The organism is Dietzia sp. IN118 (assembly GCF_032905965.1).
Classification (GTDB): domain Bacteria; phylum Actinomycetota; class Actinomycetes; order Mycobacteriales; family Mycobacteriaceae; genus Dietzia; species Dietzia kunjamensis.
Window position 1 is genome coordinate 1,491,174 of sequence record NZ_JAUMSR010000001.1, and the last position, 15,601, is coordinate 1,506,774.

General features: G+C 71.5%; 15 protein-coding genes. 12 read left to right on the forward strand and 3 right to left on the reverse strand.

Annotated features, from left to right (window positions below; genetic code table 11):
• On the forward strand, nucleotides 1-1,112 hold a 1,112-nt coding region (locus Q2K20_RS07250; RefSeq protein ID WP_317176760.1), incomplete at its 5' end, for an AAA family ATPase.
• A gap of 45 nt (nucleotides 1,113-1,157) precedes the next feature.
• On the forward strand, nucleotides 1,158-1,475 hold the full coding sequence (locus Q2K20_RS07255) for a hypothetical protein (protein WP_227022022.1): 318 nt from the start codon (nucleotides 1,158-1,160) through the stop codon (nucleotides 1,473-1,475).
• Nucleotides 1,476-1,550: 75 nt separating this feature from the next.
• Here Q2K20_RS07255 and Q2K20_RS07260 read toward each other — a convergent pair whose 3' ends face one another.
• The 3 genes from Q2K20_RS07260 to Q2K20_RS07270 are packed head-to-tail and all read right to left on the reverse strand — an operon-like array spanning nucleotide 1,551 to nucleotide 4,899.
• The gene (locus Q2K20_RS07260; protein ID WP_119192751.1) at nucleotides 1,551-2,294 is read right to left on the reverse strand and encodes a succinate dehydrogenase/fumarate reductase iron-sulfur subunit; all 744 of its coding nucleotides are present in this window, start codon (nucleotides 2,292-2,294) and stop codon (nucleotides 1,551-1,553) included.
• The gene (locus Q2K20_RS07265) at nucleotides 2,291-4,267 is read right to left on the reverse strand and encodes a fumarate reductase/succinate dehydrogenase flavoprotein subunit (RefSeq protein WP_372509900.1); all 1,977 of its coding nucleotides are present in this window, start codon (nucleotides 4,265-4,267) and stop codon (nucleotides 2,291-2,293) included. The genes Q2K20_RS07260 and Q2K20_RS07265 overlap by 4 nt, the downstream gene beginning before the upstream one ends.
• Nucleotides 4,264-4,899 (reverse strand): succinate dehydrogenase cytochrome b subunit, encoded by a 636-nt coding sequence (locus Q2K20_RS07270; protein ID WP_269501552.1) that lies wholly within the window; start codon nucleotides 4,897-4,899, stop codon nucleotides 4,264-4,266. Before Q2K20_RS07270 ends, Q2K20_RS07265 begins: the two co-directional genes overlap by 4 nt.
• A 194-nt stretch (nucleotides 4,900-5,093) precedes the next feature.
• Here Q2K20_RS07270 and ftsY point away from each other — a divergent pair, with 194 nt between their 5' ends.
• The 10 genes from ftsY (at nucleotide 5,094) to rplS (ending at nucleotide 15,539) form a co-directional block, all read left to right on the forward strand.
• On the forward strand, nucleotides 5,094-6,575 hold the full coding sequence (gene ftsY / locus Q2K20_RS07275; protein ID WP_269501238.1) for a signal recognition particle-docking protein FtsY: 1,482 nt from the start codon (nucleotides 5,094-5,096) through the stop codon (nucleotides 6,573-6,575).
• Nucleotides 6,576-6,831: 256 nt separating this feature from the next.
• Nucleotides 6,832-8,127, forward strand: coding sequence for an ammonium transporter (locus Q2K20_RS07280; RefSeq protein WP_067717988.1), 1,296 nt, complete (start codon nucleotides 6,832-6,834; stop codon nucleotides 8,125-8,127).
• A gap of 28 nt (nucleotides 8,128-8,155) precedes the next feature.
• Entirely contained in the window at nucleotides 8,156-8,494 is a 339-nt protein-coding gene (locus Q2K20_RS07285; protein WP_067717588.1) for a P-II family nitrogen regulator, read from the forward strand.
• Between the two features lie 193 nt (nucleotides 8,495-8,687).
• Nucleotides 8,688-11,063, forward strand: coding sequence for a [protein-PII] uridylyltransferase (locus Q2K20_RS07290; RefSeq protein WP_269501243.1), 2,376 nt, complete (start codon nucleotides 8,688-8,690; stop codon nucleotides 11,061-11,063).
• Nucleotides 11,064-11,129: 66 nt separating this feature from the next.
• Nucleotides 11,130-12,710: a signal recognition particle protein gene (gene ffh / locus Q2K20_RS07295; RefSeq protein WP_269501245.1), complete on the forward strand. Its 1,581-nt coding sequence runs from the start codon at nucleotides 11,130-11,132 to the stop codon at nucleotides 12,708-12,710.
• Nucleotides 12,711-12,902: 192 nt separating this feature from the next.
• Nucleotides 12,903-13,397, forward strand: a complete 495-nt coding sequence (rpsP, locus tag Q2K20_RS07300; protein WP_067717594.1) for a 30S ribosomal protein S16 — start codon at nucleotides 12,903-12,905, stop codon at nucleotides 13,395-13,397.
• A 5-nt stretch (nucleotides 13,398-13,402) separates the two neighbouring features.
• On the forward strand, nucleotides 13,403-13,645 hold the full coding sequence (locus Q2K20_RS07305) for an RNA-binding protein (protein WP_067717596.1): 243 nt from the start codon (nucleotides 13,403-13,405) through the stop codon (nucleotides 13,643-13,645).
• Nucleotides 13,646-13,686: 41 nt separating this feature from the next.
• Nucleotides 13,687-14,220 carry a ribosome maturation factor RimM gene (rimM, locus tag Q2K20_RS07310; RefSeq protein WP_096905318.1) on the forward strand — a complete coding sequence of 178 codons (534 nt, stop codon included), beginning with the start codon at nucleotides 13,687-13,689 and terminating at the stop codon, nucleotides 14,218-14,220.
• Between the two features lie 32 nt (nucleotides 14,221-14,252).
• Nucleotides 14,253-15,035, forward strand: coding sequence for a tRNA (guanosine(37)-N1)-methyltransferase TrmD (gene trmD, locus Q2K20_RS07315; protein WP_269501554.1), 783 nt, complete (start codon nucleotides 14,253-14,255; stop codon nucleotides 15,033-15,035).
• A 162-nt stretch (nucleotides 15,036-15,197) separates the two neighbouring features.
• On the forward strand, nucleotides 15,198-15,539 hold the full coding sequence (gene rplS, locus Q2K20_RS07320) for a 50S ribosomal protein L19 (RefSeq protein ID WP_067717600.1): 342 nt from the start codon (nucleotides 15,198-15,200) through the stop codon (nucleotides 15,537-15,539).
• Nucleotides 15,540-15,601 lie beyond the last annotated feature (62 nt).

The following is a 15,601-nucleotide window of genomic DNA, read 5'->3' on the forward strand; positions in this document are numbered from 1 at the left end:
CGCAGGCGGAGCGCGAGTCCCGGGCCCGGGCCGCCAGGGCGGCGGCGCAGCGGCGCCGCGGCGCCGAGGTCGCCGGCGTGGTCGACGAACTCAGCGGGCGGCTGCTCGCGCGGCTCGACGAACTCATCACCGCCGCCGGAACCGAGCGGGACCGGCTCTCGGCCGCGCGCGCCGAGGCCACCGCTGGTGTCGCCGCGCTGCGTGGTGATCTCGCGGCCGCCGAGTCCGAGGTGTCGAGGCTCGGCGACGCCGCCCACCGCGACGAGATCGTCCGGGCGCAGCTCGAGGTCAAGGTCTCGGAGCTCGAGGCGGCGGTGCTCGAGCGTCACGGTATCGAACCGCAGGCCCTCGTCGAGGAGTACGGCCCCGACGTGGACCTGCCGCCGTCGGCATTGGAGATGCAGGAGTACGAGGCGGCTCGCGAACGTGGTGAGGACGTGACCCCGCCGCCGCCGATGCCGTTCGTGCGCGCCGAACAGGAGCGTCGTCTCAGGTCGGCGCAGAAGGACCTGGCCACCCTGGGCAAGGTCAACCCGCTGGCGTTGGAGGAGTTCGCGGCGCTGGAGGAGCGCTACGCGTTCCTGTCCACCCAGCTCGACGACGTCAAGAAGGCGCGGTCCGACCTCGAGGGCGTGATCGACGACGTCGACGAGCGCATCGAACAAATTTTCACCGAGGCGTGGGTCGACGTCGAACGCGAGTTCCGTGGTGTCTTCGCAACGCTCTTCCCCGGAGGGGAGGGGCGACTGATCCTCACCGAGCCGGAGGACATGCTCACCACCGGCATCGAGGTGGAGGCGCGACCACCGGGGAAGAAGGTGAAGCGGTTGTCGCTGCTGTCCGGCGGCGAGAAGTCGCTCACCGCGGTCGCCATGCTGGTGGCGATCTTCAAGGCCCGCCCCAGCCCGTTCTACGTCATGGACGAGGTCGAGGCGGCGCTCGACGACACCAACCTGCGGCGGCTCATCGGGCTGTTCGAGCAGCTGCGGGAGACCAGCCAGCTCATCGTCATCACCCACCAGAAACCCACCATGGACGTCGCCGACGTGCTTTACGGGGTGTCGATGCAGGGCGACGGCATCTCCAAGGTCATCTCCCAACGCATGCGCTGACCCGTCGACGGCGCCCCCCCGGCGTCGCGCTGGCAGGATGGGGTCATGACTCATTCAGAACTGTTCATGGACCCAAGTCTCGCGCGTGCCGCGCGAGCGTTGTGCCTGGTCTCCACCAAGGTCGTCGCCCTTCGCTCCGGGGTGAACGAGGAGAGGATCCGGGACTACGAGCGCGGGGCGGGCGACCTCGACGAGGCCGAGGTGCAGGCCCTCACCGACGCCCTGACCCATTTCGGTGCGCGCTTCATCCCGGAGAGCGACCGCGGGGGAGTGGGCGTGCGCCGCAAGTTCACCCGGACCAAGGTCAGGATGATCGAGACGTGGGAGGGCGAGGGCGGACCGGTCGGGGAGGACGACGTCTAGGTCACGGACGGCCCGGTCGTCACCCGGGTGCGACGTGCCGGCCTTCGTGCACGTGGCCAAGGCGGCGCCGCTCGCTCACGAGCGCCGGAAGACCGCCCGGAGCCGTTCACGGTTGACCACGCCGATCGCCCGCAGCGGGATCCCCGCCGGGCACACCCGCGAGCACTCCCCGTAGAGCGAGCAGGGTCCGAATTCCTCGTCGGCGGCGCTGACCATCTCGCGGGCGCGGGTCGCGCGGTCGGCGCCCGCGACGGGCATGAGGGCGAGGTGCCCGAGTTTGGCCCCCACGAACAGGTTGGCCGAGCCGTTGGGGCAGGCCGCCACACACGCCCCGCACCCGATGCACGCCGCGAAGTCCAGCGCGGTCTCCGCCGTGTCGTGACCCTGGAGGGTCGAGTCCGCGTCCGGGGCGGCGCCGGCCGGGATTCCCACATGGGCCGCGGACTCGACGACCCCGTCCAGAGCGGAGCGGTCCACCACCAGATCGCGGATGACAGGGAACACGGCGGCGCGAAGCGGTTCGATGCGCAGGGTGTCCCCGTCGGCGTAGGGGGTCAGCCGCTGGTGACACGACGGGGTGTTCTCCGCGGGACCGTGGGGGCGTCCGTCGACGGTGACGCCGCAGGCCCCGCAGATCCCCTCACGGCAGTCGGAGTCGAACGCCACCGGTTCGACGCCCGCGTCCACCAGGTCGGCGTTGAGGACGTCGAGCAACTCCAGGACACTCATCTCCGGCCGGGCGTCGTGGACCTCGAACTCCTCGTACCGCCCGGCCATGTCGGGCCCGGACTGTCGCCAGATTCGCAGGGTGAGCCTCATCGGTAATCCCTCGCGGTGGGGGCGACTGCGGAGAACTCCAGCGGTTCGGCGTGGCGGGTGAAGGACCGGGGCCCGCCACGGTCATCGCCCTCGGAGGCCCAGGCGGAGGCGAAGGCCCACCGACGGTCGTCCCGCCGGGCCTCGCCGTCGGGCGTCTGGTGCTCGTCGCGGAAGTGGGCGCCGCACGACTCGTCCCGGTCCAGCGCATCCACGCACATCAGTTCCGCCAGTTCGAGGAAGTCGGCGACCCGCCCGGCCTGTTCGAGCACCTGGTTGAGGTGACCGCCTGCGCCCGTGACCCGCAGGCCAGTCCAGAACCGGGTCCGCAGGTCACGGATGCGCTCGAGCGCCCGGGTCAGGCCGTCGGCCGTTCGTGTGACGCCGCAGCCCGAGTAGAGGATCTCGCCGAGCTCACGGTGGAAGTGTTCGGGCCCGGTCGAGCCGCCCACCGCGAGCAGGTTCCGCACCCGCGTCCGGGCGCGGGCCACGGCGGCCACGACCACCTCGTCGTCGTCGCCCGGCAGGTCGTCCCCGAGGCGGGTGGCCAGGTGCGCCGGCACCGAGTACGGAAGGGTGAACCACCCGTCGACGCTCGCGCTGAGCAGGGAATTCGCACCGAGTCGGTTCGCGCCGTGATACGCCCAGCCGCATTCGCCGCCGACGAACAGGCCGGGGATCGACGTCTGCAGGTCGAAGTCGCTCCACAGCCCGCCCATCGTGAAGTGGCACGTCGGCGCGATGCGCATGGGTACGGCGTACGGGTCCTCGCCGGTGGCGTGGGCGTACATCTCGAACAGGTTGCCGTAGCGCTCGGTGATCGTCCGGCGCCCGTCGCGGGACAGGGCGTCACGGAAGTCCAGGTAGACGGAGTTGCGGCGTGGCCCCACCCCTCGCCCGGCACGGATCTCGGAGGTGATCGCCCGGGAGGCCACGTCGCGGGGCACGAGGTTGCCGAAGGCGGGATATCGGCGCTCGAGAAAGAAGTCGCGGTCGGCGTCCGGGATCTCCCCGGGCGGCCGGTCGTCGCCGTCGTGGAGCGGGACCCAGACGCGGCCGTCGTTGCGCAACGATTCGCTCATGAGGATCGTCTTGGCCTGCCAGTCGTTGTCCTTGGGCAGCGCGGTGGGGTGGAACTGCACGAACGACGGTGAGGCGAACAGGGCCCCCCGCTGGTGCGCGCGCCACACCGCCGAGGCGTTGGAGTGGATCGCGAGCGTGGAGTCGTGGAAGACGGTCCCGTAGCCACCGGTCGCGAGGACGACCGCGTGCGCGGTCTCGGCCCGGATGTGGCCGGACACCAGGTCACGGACCACCACACCGTGGCACCCCGAATCGTCGACGACGAGGTCGAGCATCTCGTGGCGGGTGTGCAGCGTGACGGCGCCGGCACGGATCTGCCGCTGCAGGGCCGAGACGCCCGCGAGCTGGAGTTGTTGGCCGGTCTGACCGCGGGAGTAGTACGTGCGCGAGACCTGCACGCCGCCGAAGGACCGGGTCGACAGGACGCCGCCGTACTCGCGTGCGAAGGGGGTCCCGATGGCGGAGAAGTGATCGATCACCCGCGCGGATTCCTCGCCCAGCCGGAACGCCTCGGCCTCCCGCCCACGGAAGTCCCCTCCCGAGACGGTGTCGGCGACGAACCTGGCCACGGAGTCTCCGTCCACCCGGCGGCCGCGGGCGGCGTTGATCCCGCCCTGGGCGGCCACGGAATGCGCGCGCCGGGCGGCGTCGTGGTATGTGAACGCGGTGACCCGGTAGCCGAGTTCGCCGAGGGCGGCCGCCGCGCCGGCCCCGGCCAGGCCCGTGCCGATCACCACCACGTGGAGGTGGCGGCGGTTGGCCGGCGCGACCAGGCGGTAGGCGTCGCGACGCCTCGCCCAAGCGGAGGCCGGGTCGCCCCCGGGTGTGCCGGAGCTCAGCACGTGTCCCTGTCGTGCGTCGGGCACGAGGACGGGGGGCGGGGTGAAGGTCACGTCAACCACCCGGCCTGGACCGCGATCGGGATAGCGGCGTTGCCCAGCAGCACGGCCACCGCGGCGATCCCGCCCACGGTCGTGATCACCGCCCGGCTCCGGGCGCCGGTCACCCCGAGGTCGCCGGCGGCGGTGCGGACCCCGTGGGCGACGTGCAGGGCCAGCAGCACCATGGTGATGCCGTAGAAGGCCGCGACCCAGGGCCGCGAGAAGCTGGCGACCAGATTGGCGTACGCCGTGCCGGGCTCGAACGCCTCCGACGCCGCGGGGGCGGTGCCCGTGGTCATGTCGAGGACGTGGAAGACGACGAAGAGCAGCAGCACCACGCCGGTGAGCAGCATCGAGCGGGCGCCGAACGAGCCGGCCGTCAGGCCTGTCCGCCGACGGTGCGGGCCCGCGGACGCGTGGGAGCGCCGCACCAGCACGACCGCGCACCAGACGTGCCCCACCAGGCCCAGGACCAGCACGACGCGCAACGCCCACAGGACGCCCTCGTGGGGGACGAGGGGGTACAGCAACGTCCGCAGCCACGCGGCGTAGGCGTCGAAACCCGTGGCCCCGCCGAACACTTTGAGATTGCCGACCATGTGCACCACCACGAAGGCGGTGAAGAGCAACCCCGTCACCGCCATGATGGTCTTGGCGAGCCAGGTGGGCGGGGCCGGGGCCCGGCGGAGGGGGCGCCGGCGTACGGACGTACCCCCTGGCTGGGCGGCGAGCTCGACCACGTGGGCTCCTCCCCGGACGACGACAGGCGCCAGTCTAGGTCCGCCACAGCCCCCCGGGACCGAGATGGCGACGGGTGCGGTCGGCCATACTGGGCACCGTGACTACCACCACCTGGATCATCATCGCCGTCGCCGCGGTGCTGCTGCTGGCCATCATCGCCCTCGTCGTGGGTCTGCAGCTGCGCAAGAAGCGGCAGATCTCCCTCACCAGGGCCGCCGAGCGCAAGGAGCTCACCCGCGAGGAACGCTCCGGCAACTATCAGGCCGGGACGGGGTTCTCGTTCGCCCAGGGAGGGGGCGGCGCCACGGCGGCCCCGCCCAGGGAGCCGGTGCGCCGTGACCCGACGCCGCGGGAGGACCTGCCGCCGGCGACACCGGCCCCACGGCCCCCCGCGCCGCCGTCCGCTGCGACGGGGGCGGCCCCCGCCGCCGAACCCGCCGCCGAACCCGCGACCGCGCCGGATACCGCGCCCGAGACTGCCGTCCCCGCGCCCGAGCCGGACGTCGATCCCGGCCCGACCGAGGCCACCGAGGTCGTCGAGCCCGCCCCGGTCGAACCCGTCGTGGTCCCGCCCGAGGTGCCCGACGAGGAGATCCCGGCGCCCCCGGAGACGGTCACCGGGACCCCGGAGCCGGTCGCCCCGGTCGAGCGCATCGACCCGGCCGCCGGCCGCCTCGACCGCCTGCGGGGCCGCCTCGCGCGGTCGCAGAACACCGTGGGCCAGGGGCTGCTGGGTCTCCTCGGCGCCGGCGATCTCGACGAGGACGCCTGGGAGGAGATCGAGGACACGCTGATCATGGCCGACCTCGGTTCGGCCACCACCGAGCTCGTCGTGGACCGCCTGCGGGCGGAGATCGCCACCCGACAGGTCCGCACCGAGGCCGAGGTGCGCGATCTGCTGCGGCAGACCCTCATCGACAACCTCCACCCCGAACTCGACCGCTCGCTGCGTGCGCTGCCGAACGACGGGACGCCGGCCGTCCTCCTCGTCGTCGGCGTCAACGGCACCGGCAAGACCACCACCACCGGCAAACTCGCCCGCGTCCTCGTCGCCGACGGTCGCGAGATCCTCCTCGGCGCCGCGGACACGTTCCGCGCCGCCGCCGCGGATCAGCTCCAGACCTGGGCCGAGCGGGTGGGCGCCGAGGTGGTCCGCGGCAAGGAGGGCGCGGATCCCGCCTCCGTCGCCTTCGACGCGGTCACCCGCGGGGTCGAGACCGGCGTGGACGCCGTGCTCGTGGACACCGCCGGTCGCCTCCACACCAAGACCGGGCTCATGGACGAGCTCGGCAAGGTCAAGAGGGTGGTGGAGAAGAAGACCCCCGTCGACGAGGTCCTGTTGGTGATCGACGCCACCACCGGGCAGAACGGGCTCATGCAGGCGCGCGTGTTCAAGGAGGTCGTCGACATCACCGGTGTCGTGCTCACCAAGCTCGACGGCACCGCCAAGGGCGGCATCGTGTTCCAGGTCCAGCACGAGTTGGGCGTGCCCGTGAAGCTCGTCGGACTGGGCGAGGGGGCCGACGACCTCGCGCCGTTCACCCCCGAGGCCTTCGTCGACGCGTTGCTCGGCACGTAGGTCCCGGGCGACGCGGCCGGGATACGCGCCCGGGCGGCCGGGACACACGACCGGAACAAGGGACCCGAGCGCGTTACAACCCCGAAACATCAGGGCACATCCGGTGCAACACGACCAAGGAAATCTTCATGTCGACGGGGAGCGAAGAGTCGCTCACCACGTACGAGACGAGGAGGACCGCACCGTGATAGGTGACAGTGTCGCGTTGCTCGCCCAGGAGGCGACGCCGGAGATCGATACGGGAGACACGGCCTGGATGCTCATCGCAGCATCCCTGGTACTGCTCATGACGCCCGCCCTGGCGCTCTTCTACGGCGGCATGTCCCGGCAGAAGTCCGTGCTGAACATGATGATGATGTCGTTCGGCGCGATGGGCGTGGTCGGCGTGATCTACCTGCTGTGGGGATGGTCGATGTCCTACGGCAGCGAGTCGGTCCTGGGGCTGTTCGCCAACCCCTTCGAAATGTTCGGGCTCTCCGGGGTGATCGGTGACGCGACCGAATGGGCGGTCTCCGGCTCCGGCGCCTACCCGCAGGTCGTCGACGTCGCCTTCCAGGTGACCTTCGCGATCATCACCGTCGCGCTCATCTCGGGCGCGATCGCCGAGCGCGCCCGGTTCGGCACCTGGCTGGCGTTCGTCGGCGTCTGGGTGACCCTGGCGTACTTCCCGCTCGCCCACATGGTGTGGGGCGGCGGACTGCTCTCCCACTCGGACAGTGGGCTGGCGGCGATGATCTTCGGGACCGTCGACGACGGCGAGGGCGGGCTGACCGCCGCCGTCGCGCCCGTCGACTTCGCCGGCGGAACCGTCGTGCACATCAACGCCGGTATGGCCGCGCTCGTCCTGGTCCTGCTCATCGGCAAGCGGCTCGAGTTCGGCCGTACGGCCTACCGCCCGCACAACCTGCCGCTGGTCATGCTCGGCGCCGCCCTGCTGTGGTTCGGCTGGTTCGGGTTCAACGCGGGCTCCGCGTTCGGTGCCAACGGTGCGGCGGGCCTGGCGTGGGTCAACACCACCGCCGCCACCGCCGCCGCGATGCTCGGCTGGCTCCTGGCGGAGCGTATCCGTGACGGCCACGCCACCAGCCTCGGTGCCGCCTCCGGCGTGGTCGCCGGCCTCGTGGCCATCACCCCCGCCGCCGGTTCCGTCCACCCGCTCGGCGCGATCGCCCTCGGTGCGATCGCGGGCGTGCTGTCCGCGCTGGCCGTGGGCCTCAAGCACCGCTTCGGCTACGACGACGCCCTGGACGTGGTGGGCGTGCACCTGGTCGCAGGACTCTGGGGCACCATCGCCATCGGCCTGTTCGCCACCGGCACCTTCGGAACGGACGCGGGAATGTTCTACTCCGCGGATGGCTGGCGACTCCTGGTGGTCCAGATCGTGATCGCCGTGGCCGCCCTCGTGTTCACCGCGATCATGACCGCGATCGCCTGGGCGATCTGCCGGCCGCTCGGCTGGAGGATCGACAAGGCCGACGAGCAGGCGGGCATCGACGGTGCCCAGCACGCCGAGAGCGCGTACGAGGCCTCCACCAACGCGCTCATCCGCTGAGCCGACCCCTTCGAAAGGAACCCACGACATGAAGCTCGTCACCGCGATCGTCAAACCGTTCACGATCGACGACGTCAAGGCAGCACTGGAGCAGGCCGGTATCCACGGCCTCACCATCAGCGAGGTCCAGGGATACGGACGCCAGAAGGGCCACACCGAGGTCTACCGCGGCGCCGAGTACGCCGTGGACTTCGTCCCCAAGATCAGGGTGGAGGTGGTGGTCGACGACGAGACCGCCGGCACCGCGGTCCAACTGATCGTCGACGCGGCCCGGACCGGAAAGATCGGCGACGGCAAGGTCTGGGTGACCCCCGTCGAGAGCATCGTGCGCGTCCGCACCGGTGAGGAGGGCACGTCCGCGATCTGACCCTCGGGCAGAACCCGGCGCGCGGTCGCCCCGTCACAGGGGCGGCCGCGCGCCGTCGTGTACTTCGGACGCCACCCTAGCCCGGTCCCGCGCAGACCGTGCGCAGCCGTTCACAAAGGTGAAACCTGTACGCCCCGAGGCGGTGACACGGAGGCGACATTCTGGACCCGACGGATGAGGGAAGGGGAGTGCCATGGCGGTCACGGCCGACGGCGAGCGCGCCACGGCGCTGCGGGCGGGACGCGAGCGGATCCTCTCCGCCCCGCGTGAGAGCCTGCCCGCCGCGCCGTTGAGGGACGCCCTGTGCGAGCTCTACGAGATGGAGCTGGGACGGCTCGCCGACGAGGCCGGGATCGGCCCGGGGTCGGGGTTCGCCCTCATCGCGTTTGGCGGGTTGGGACGCCGGGAGGTTCTGCCACACTCGGATCTGGACCTCGTCCTGGTTCACGAGCGGCGGCCGGACCGTGACGTGGGCGAGCTGGCCGACGCACTGTGGTACCCGCTGTGGGATTCCGGCGTCGGACTCGACCACAGTGTCCGCACGGTCGACCAGTGCCTGGCCGTGGCCGCTGCCGACGTCTCCGTCGGGCTGAGTCTGCTGGACGCGCGCGTGATCGCTGGCGACGCGGATCTGGGAGCGCTCGTCGTGGACGGCGCCCGCCGGCAGTGGCGGGACCAGATCGCCTCCCGCTTCGACGACCTCGTCGACGCGGCGGCCGCCCGGCGCCACCGGGCCGGGGTGATCGCGCACCGCAGCGAACCCGACCTGAAGAACGGGGCCGGTGGGCTCCGCGACGCGCAGCTGGTCGCGGCCCTGGGCCTGGCCCACCTCAGCGACGGTCGGCCCGTGGTCCCCGGTGGGATGGCGCGCGCGCACCGGCTGGTGCTGGACGCCCGGACCGAACTACACCGGGTGAGCGGACGCCCCCGCGAGGTGCTGCACGCCGAGTACGGGGACGAGGTCGGCGAGGCGCTGGGCCTGGGGGACCGGTTCGATCTCGCCCGGGCGCTGAGTGACGCCTCCCGGACGATCGCGTTCACCGCGGACCAGGCGATCCGTGGCTCGTGCGCGGCGCTGTCCTCCCGGGGACTGACCGGCCTGCTGCGGAGGTCGCCTGTCCGTCGGCCCCTCGACGACGGGGTGGTGGAACATGCGGGGGAGGTGACGCTCGCCCGCGCGGCCCGCGTGGCCGACGACCCCTGGCTGGCGCTGCGGGTGGCCGCGGCCGCGGCCCGGTTCGGGCTGCCGATCGCGACCTCCACCCTCGGTGTCCTCGCCGAACGCTGCCCCGTCCCGAACGGTCAGTGGCCGGCGGAGGCCCTGTCGGACCTGCTCGTGCTCCTGGGCTCGGGTGAGGCGCAGATCCCCGTGCACGAGGCGCTCGACCGGTGCGGGTTGTGGGAACGGCTGCTACCGGAATGGGCGGGGGTGCGGGATCTGCCCGCCCGCGACCGGGCGCACATCTACACGGTCGACAGGCACCTGGTGCAGACGGCCGTGGAGGCGTCCCGACTCACCACCTCCGTCGCACGCGCGGACCTCCTGCTGCTCGCGGCGCTCCTGCACGACCTCGGGAAGAGCCGGGACGGCGACCACAGCGAGAACGGGGCGGACATGATCCGCCCGATCTGCGCGCGGATGGGCCTCGGGGGCCGCGACACCGAGACCCTCACGCGCATCGTGAGGCATCATCTGCTGCTCCCCGCGACCGCCGCGAGACGCGACCCCGCCGACCCCGCCACCGCCGAGGCCGTGCTCACCGCGCTGGACCGGGACGCCGTCGCCCTCGACGTGTTGGCCGCGCTCACCGAGGCGGACTCGCTCGCGACCGGGCCGACGGTCTGGACCACAGGCCGTGCCGGGGCCCACGCCGCGCTCGTGGCGGCCTGCGGCAAGGCGCTCGGCCCCCGTCCCGCCGCGGTGCAGGCGCCGACGGTGAACGCCTCTCGGCGGCACGGTCCGCCGGACGTCGTGGTGGACCTCCGGGCGGCGGACACCGGCACCACACACGAGGTCACTCTCGTCGTCCCCGGTGGGGGCCGCTCGCTGGCGGTGACCGCGGAGGTCCTGGCCGCCCACAGGCTGGAGATCGTGGACGCGGAGATCGACCTGCGTCCCCCGGGCGGGATGCGCGCGAGGATGACGGTCTCCACCCGCTTCGGAGACCCGGTGGACGGACGCGTACTCCGGCAGGATCTGCGCCGCTCGATCGACTCCGGGCTCCCCGGGCCGCTTCGCGCCGCGCTGTCCCGGGGGGCGGCGCTGGCGATCGGACCCCCGCAGGCCAGATCCTCCGTCTTGATCTCGCACCGGACCGACGCCGACGGCGTGCTGATGGAGGTGCGGTCGGAGGACCGGCCCGGCCTGTTCGCACGGGTCGTGGCCGCGATCATCGAGGCCGGCGCCCGCATCGACTGGGTGGTGGTGCGCACCAGGGGAGCGGCCGTGGAGGACGTGTTCGCGCTCTCCGGCCCCGGAGCGGTGTTGAGTACGGCCGGTCAGGTGGAGGCGTTGCTGCCACGACGTGATCCCACGACGCCCGCCGTGGCGCATGCCGATACCCTGTGATCAGTCGTCGCCGACGACACCGGGAACCGTGCGCGCTCCCGGGCCGCGAACCAGGGAGCTGTTGCCGTGTTCGAATCCTTGTCCGACCGCCTCACAGGTGCGCTCAAGGACCTGCGCGGAAAAGGTCGGCTCAGCGACGCCGACATCGACGCGACGGCCCGCGAGATCCGCCTGGCACTGCTCGAGGCCGACGTCGCCCTGCCGGTGGTGCGCGAGTTCATCTCGCGGGTCAAGGAGCGTGCCAAGGGCGCGGAGGTCTCCGAGGCGCTCAACCCCGCCCAGCAGGTCGTCAAGATCGTCGACGCCGAACTCACCGCCATCCTCGGCGGGCAGGAGCGACGGATCGAGTTCGCCAAGCAGCCCCCGACGGTCATCATGCTGGCGGGTCTGCAGGGCGCGGGTAAGACCACCCTGGCGGGCAAACTGGCGCACTGGCTCAAGGGGCAGGGGCACACACCGCTCCTGGTGGCCTGTGACCTGCAGCGGCCGGGAGCGGTCGACCAGCTGCAGATCGTCGGTGAGCGTGCCGGAGTACCCACCTTCGCCCCGCACCCCGGGACCTCCGTCGGGGGCGACGGCGAGGTGATCGGTGTCCAGGAGCCGGTGTCCGTCGCGCAGCGCGGATTGGCTCACGCCCGCGCCAAGATGCACGACGTCGTGATCGTCGACACCGCCGGTCGACTCGGCATCGACGAGGAGATGATGGCCCAGGCCCGGGGGATCCGGGATGCCGTCCAGCCCCACGAGACCTTCTTCGTCCTGGACGCGATGATCGGTCAGGACGCGGTGGTCACGGCCGAGGCCTTCCGTGAGGGCGTCGGCTTCACCGGTGTCGTGCTCACCAAGCTCGATGGTGACGCCCGCGGTGGCGCCGCGCTGAGCGTCCGCGAGCTCACCGGGACGCCGATCATGTTCGCGTCCGACGGCGAGAAGCTCGAAGACTTCGACGTCTTCCACCCCGACCGCATGGCCAGCCGCATCCTCGGGATGGGCGACGTGCTCTCGCTCATCGAGCAGGCGGAGACGGTCTTCGACGCGCAGGAAGCGGAGAAGACCGCCGCGAAGATCGGCTCCGGCGAGCTCACGCTCGAGGACTTCCTCGACCAGATGTTGATGATCCGCAAGATGGGGCCCATCGGGAACCTGCTCGGCATGCTGCCCGGCGGCAAGGAGATGAAGGCCGCCGTCGGCGACATCGACGAGAAGTACCTGGACCGCATCCAGGCGATCATCCGCGGCATGACCCCCGAGGAGCGCGCGGACCCGAAGATCATCAACGGCTCGCGCCGCCAGCGCATCGCGAACGGTTCGGGGGTCACGGTCACCGACGTCAACCAGTTGGTCGACCGGTTCTTCGAGGCCCGCAAGATGATGAGCCGCATGGCGGGTCAGATGGGGATGCCCGGGGCGGGACGCAAGAACCAGCGCAAGGGCAAGAAGGGCAAGGGCAAGGGGAAGGGCCGCGGTCCCACCCCGCCCAAGCAGCGGGGGATGATGCCCGGGGGGATGCCGGGGATGCCGCCCGGGATGCCCGGTATGCCGCCCGGCGGGATGCCCGACCTGTCCCAGTTGCCGCCCGGACTCGACCAGCTCCCGCCGGGGCTGGAGGGGATCGACCTCAACGACCTGAAGTTCCCCAAGCGCTGACCGGTCCGCCCGACGCGTCGATTGGTGCCCACCGTCCCGGCCTGTCTAGACTGGTCCGCTGGACGCCGTCACCGGTGGACCCTCGTGGGTCCGTGCCGAACGGCGGTCACCCGGAAGGCGAAACCGGGCCCCGCCAGCAGGGCGGGCGCCGCTGAATCGCCACGTGACCCGCAACAGAAAGCGAGACGCCTCATGGCCGTCAAGATCAAGCTCACCCGCCTCGGCAAGATCCGTAACCCGCAGTACCGGGTCGTCGTCGCCGACGCCCGCACCCGCCGCGACGGGCGCGCCATCGAGACCATCGGTCTCTACCGCCCCAAGGAGGAGCCGAGCTTCATCCAGATCGACTCCGAGCGCGCGCAGTACTGGCTCGGTGTCGGCGCCCTGCCCACCGAGGCCGTCGAGCAGCTGCTCAAGATCACCGGCGACTGGCAGAAGTTCAAGGGGATCGAGGGCGCCGAGGGCACCCTGAAGACCGCCGAGCCCAAGCCCTCGAAGCTGGACCTGTTCAACAAGGCCCTCGAGGACGCCCAGGGCGAGCCGTCCGCTGAGGCCATCACCGCCAAGCGCAAGGCCGAGAAGGCGAAGAAGGACGAGGCCAAGAAGGCCGAGCAGGAGGCCGCGAAGGCCGCCGAGTCCGGCGAGGGCGAGGCCGCGTCGGCTGACGCCGAGACCGCCGAGGCCTGAGACAGATGAATGACATGGTCGTCGACGCCGTCGACCACCTCGTCCGCGGAATCGTGTCGGACCCCGACGCGGTGTCCGTCCGGTCGAGTGGTGGTCGGCGCGGCACCGTGATCCGCGTGGCCGTCGCGCCCGAGGATCTCGGCCGTGTCATCGGTCGGGGTGGCCGTACCGCCTCCGCGATCCGGACCATCGTCTCCGCCGTCGGCGGCGACGGTGTCCGGGTCGACGTGGTCGACACCGACCGCTGACCCCGCCCGTACACGTCGGCAATCGGAGGACCTGGACCATCATGGAGCTCGTCGTGGGACGCGTCGTCAAATCGCACGGCGTCCGCGGCGAACTGGTGGTGGAGGTTCGCACCGATTCACCCGAGGAGCGATTCGCCGTCGGGACCCGACTCGTCGGGCGGGTCGGTCGGGGTGATCGGGCCACCGACCGCGACGTCACCATCGAAGCCGCCCGGCAGCATTCCGGGCGGCTTCTGGTGCGTCTGGAAGGCGTCGGCGATCGGGACACCGCGGACGCACTCCGCGGCATGCTGCTGCTCGTCGACTCGGATGCGCTGGAGGATCCGGAGGACCCGGACGAATACCACGACCATCAACTGGTGGGACTGCGGGTGCTCGACACCTCGGGTGCCACCCTCGGCGAGGTGACCGAGATCGTGCACACCGCGGCCGGCGAACTCCTGGCCATCCGGCTGGCCGACGGAGGAGACGCCTTGGTCCCGTTCGTCTCCGAGATGGTCCCCGAGGTGGACCTCGTCGCGCGGACGTGCGTCATCGACCCGCCGGAGGGGCTGCTCGACCTGGGGACGTCGTGACCGCTCTCCCCGATGGTGGGGACGGTCCGCTCATGCACCTCGACGTCATCACGGTCTTCCCCGAGTACCTCGCCCCGCTGCAGTTGGCGTTGATCGGTCGGGCCGCCGACCGGGGCATAGTCGACGTCGCCGTTCACGACCTCCGGGGCTGGACCCACGATGTCCACAAGTCGGTCGACGACACCCCGTTCGGCGGTGGACCGGGCATGGTCATGCGCCCGACGGTGTGGGGCGAAGCGCTGGACGACCTCGTGCCGCCGCAGGGGACTGCGATGAGCGAGCAGGGGGACGGTCAGACCCGCCCACTCCTGATCGTCCCGACGCCCGCCGGACGACCGTTCTCCCAGGCCGACGCGCACCGCTACGCCCGTCGACGCCACCTGCTGTTCGCGTGTGGTCGCTACGAGGGCATAGACCAGCGCGTCGTCGACGAGGCGTCCACGCGGATGGACGTCGAGGAGGTCAGCATCGGCGACTACGTCCTCATCGGGGGCGAGGTGGCGGTGCTCGTCATCGCGGAGGCCGTCATCCGCCTCCTACCCGGGGTGCTGGGGAACCGGCGCAGCCATGAGGAGGACTCCTTCTCCGACGGCCTGCTCGAGGGCCCCAGTTTCACCCGGCCCGAGGTGTGGCGCGACCGGCCGGTGCCCGAAGTCCTCAAGAGTGGCGATCACGCCAGGATCGCGCGGTGGCGCCGCGACGAGTCGCTGAGGCGCACCGCTGAGCGGCGGCCGGACCTCCTGGGCCGGGCCGAGCTCGACTCGGCGGACCGAGCGACGCTCTCGGACATAGGTTGGGTTCCCCCGTCCGACTGATTTGGGTCGGCCGCGACGGGGATGGCACACTAGCGAGGTTGACCTTCCGGGCACCCCGCGTGCCCGAGGACGGTCGCGCTGATCCGGGGCACGAACCGGTCGTCCCGCCTGTGGGCGGGCGCCAGGGTCCTCTGTCCTCATTCCTGACATGCAAGGAACACAATGAACACTCTCGACTTCATCGACAACAAGTCGCTCCGCGACGACATCCCGGATTTCCGGCCCGGCGACACGCTCGACGTGCACGTCAAGGTCATCGAGGGCTCGAAGGAGCGCGTCCAGGTCTTCAAGGGCGTCGTGATCCGTCGCCAGGGCGGCGGTGTCCGCGAGACCTTCACCGTCCGCAAGGTCTCGTTCGGCGTCGGCGTCGAGCGCACGTTCCCCGTGCACTCGCCCACGATCGACCGCATCGACGTCCTCGTCCGCGGCGACGTGCGTCGCGCGAAGCTGTACTACCTGCGTGCACTCCGTGGCAAGGCCGCAAAGATCAAGGAGAAGCGCTGACCGTGTAGAGCGGGTCGGGCTCGGCCGCCGTCGGCGGTGCGGGATCGACTACGCTCATCCGG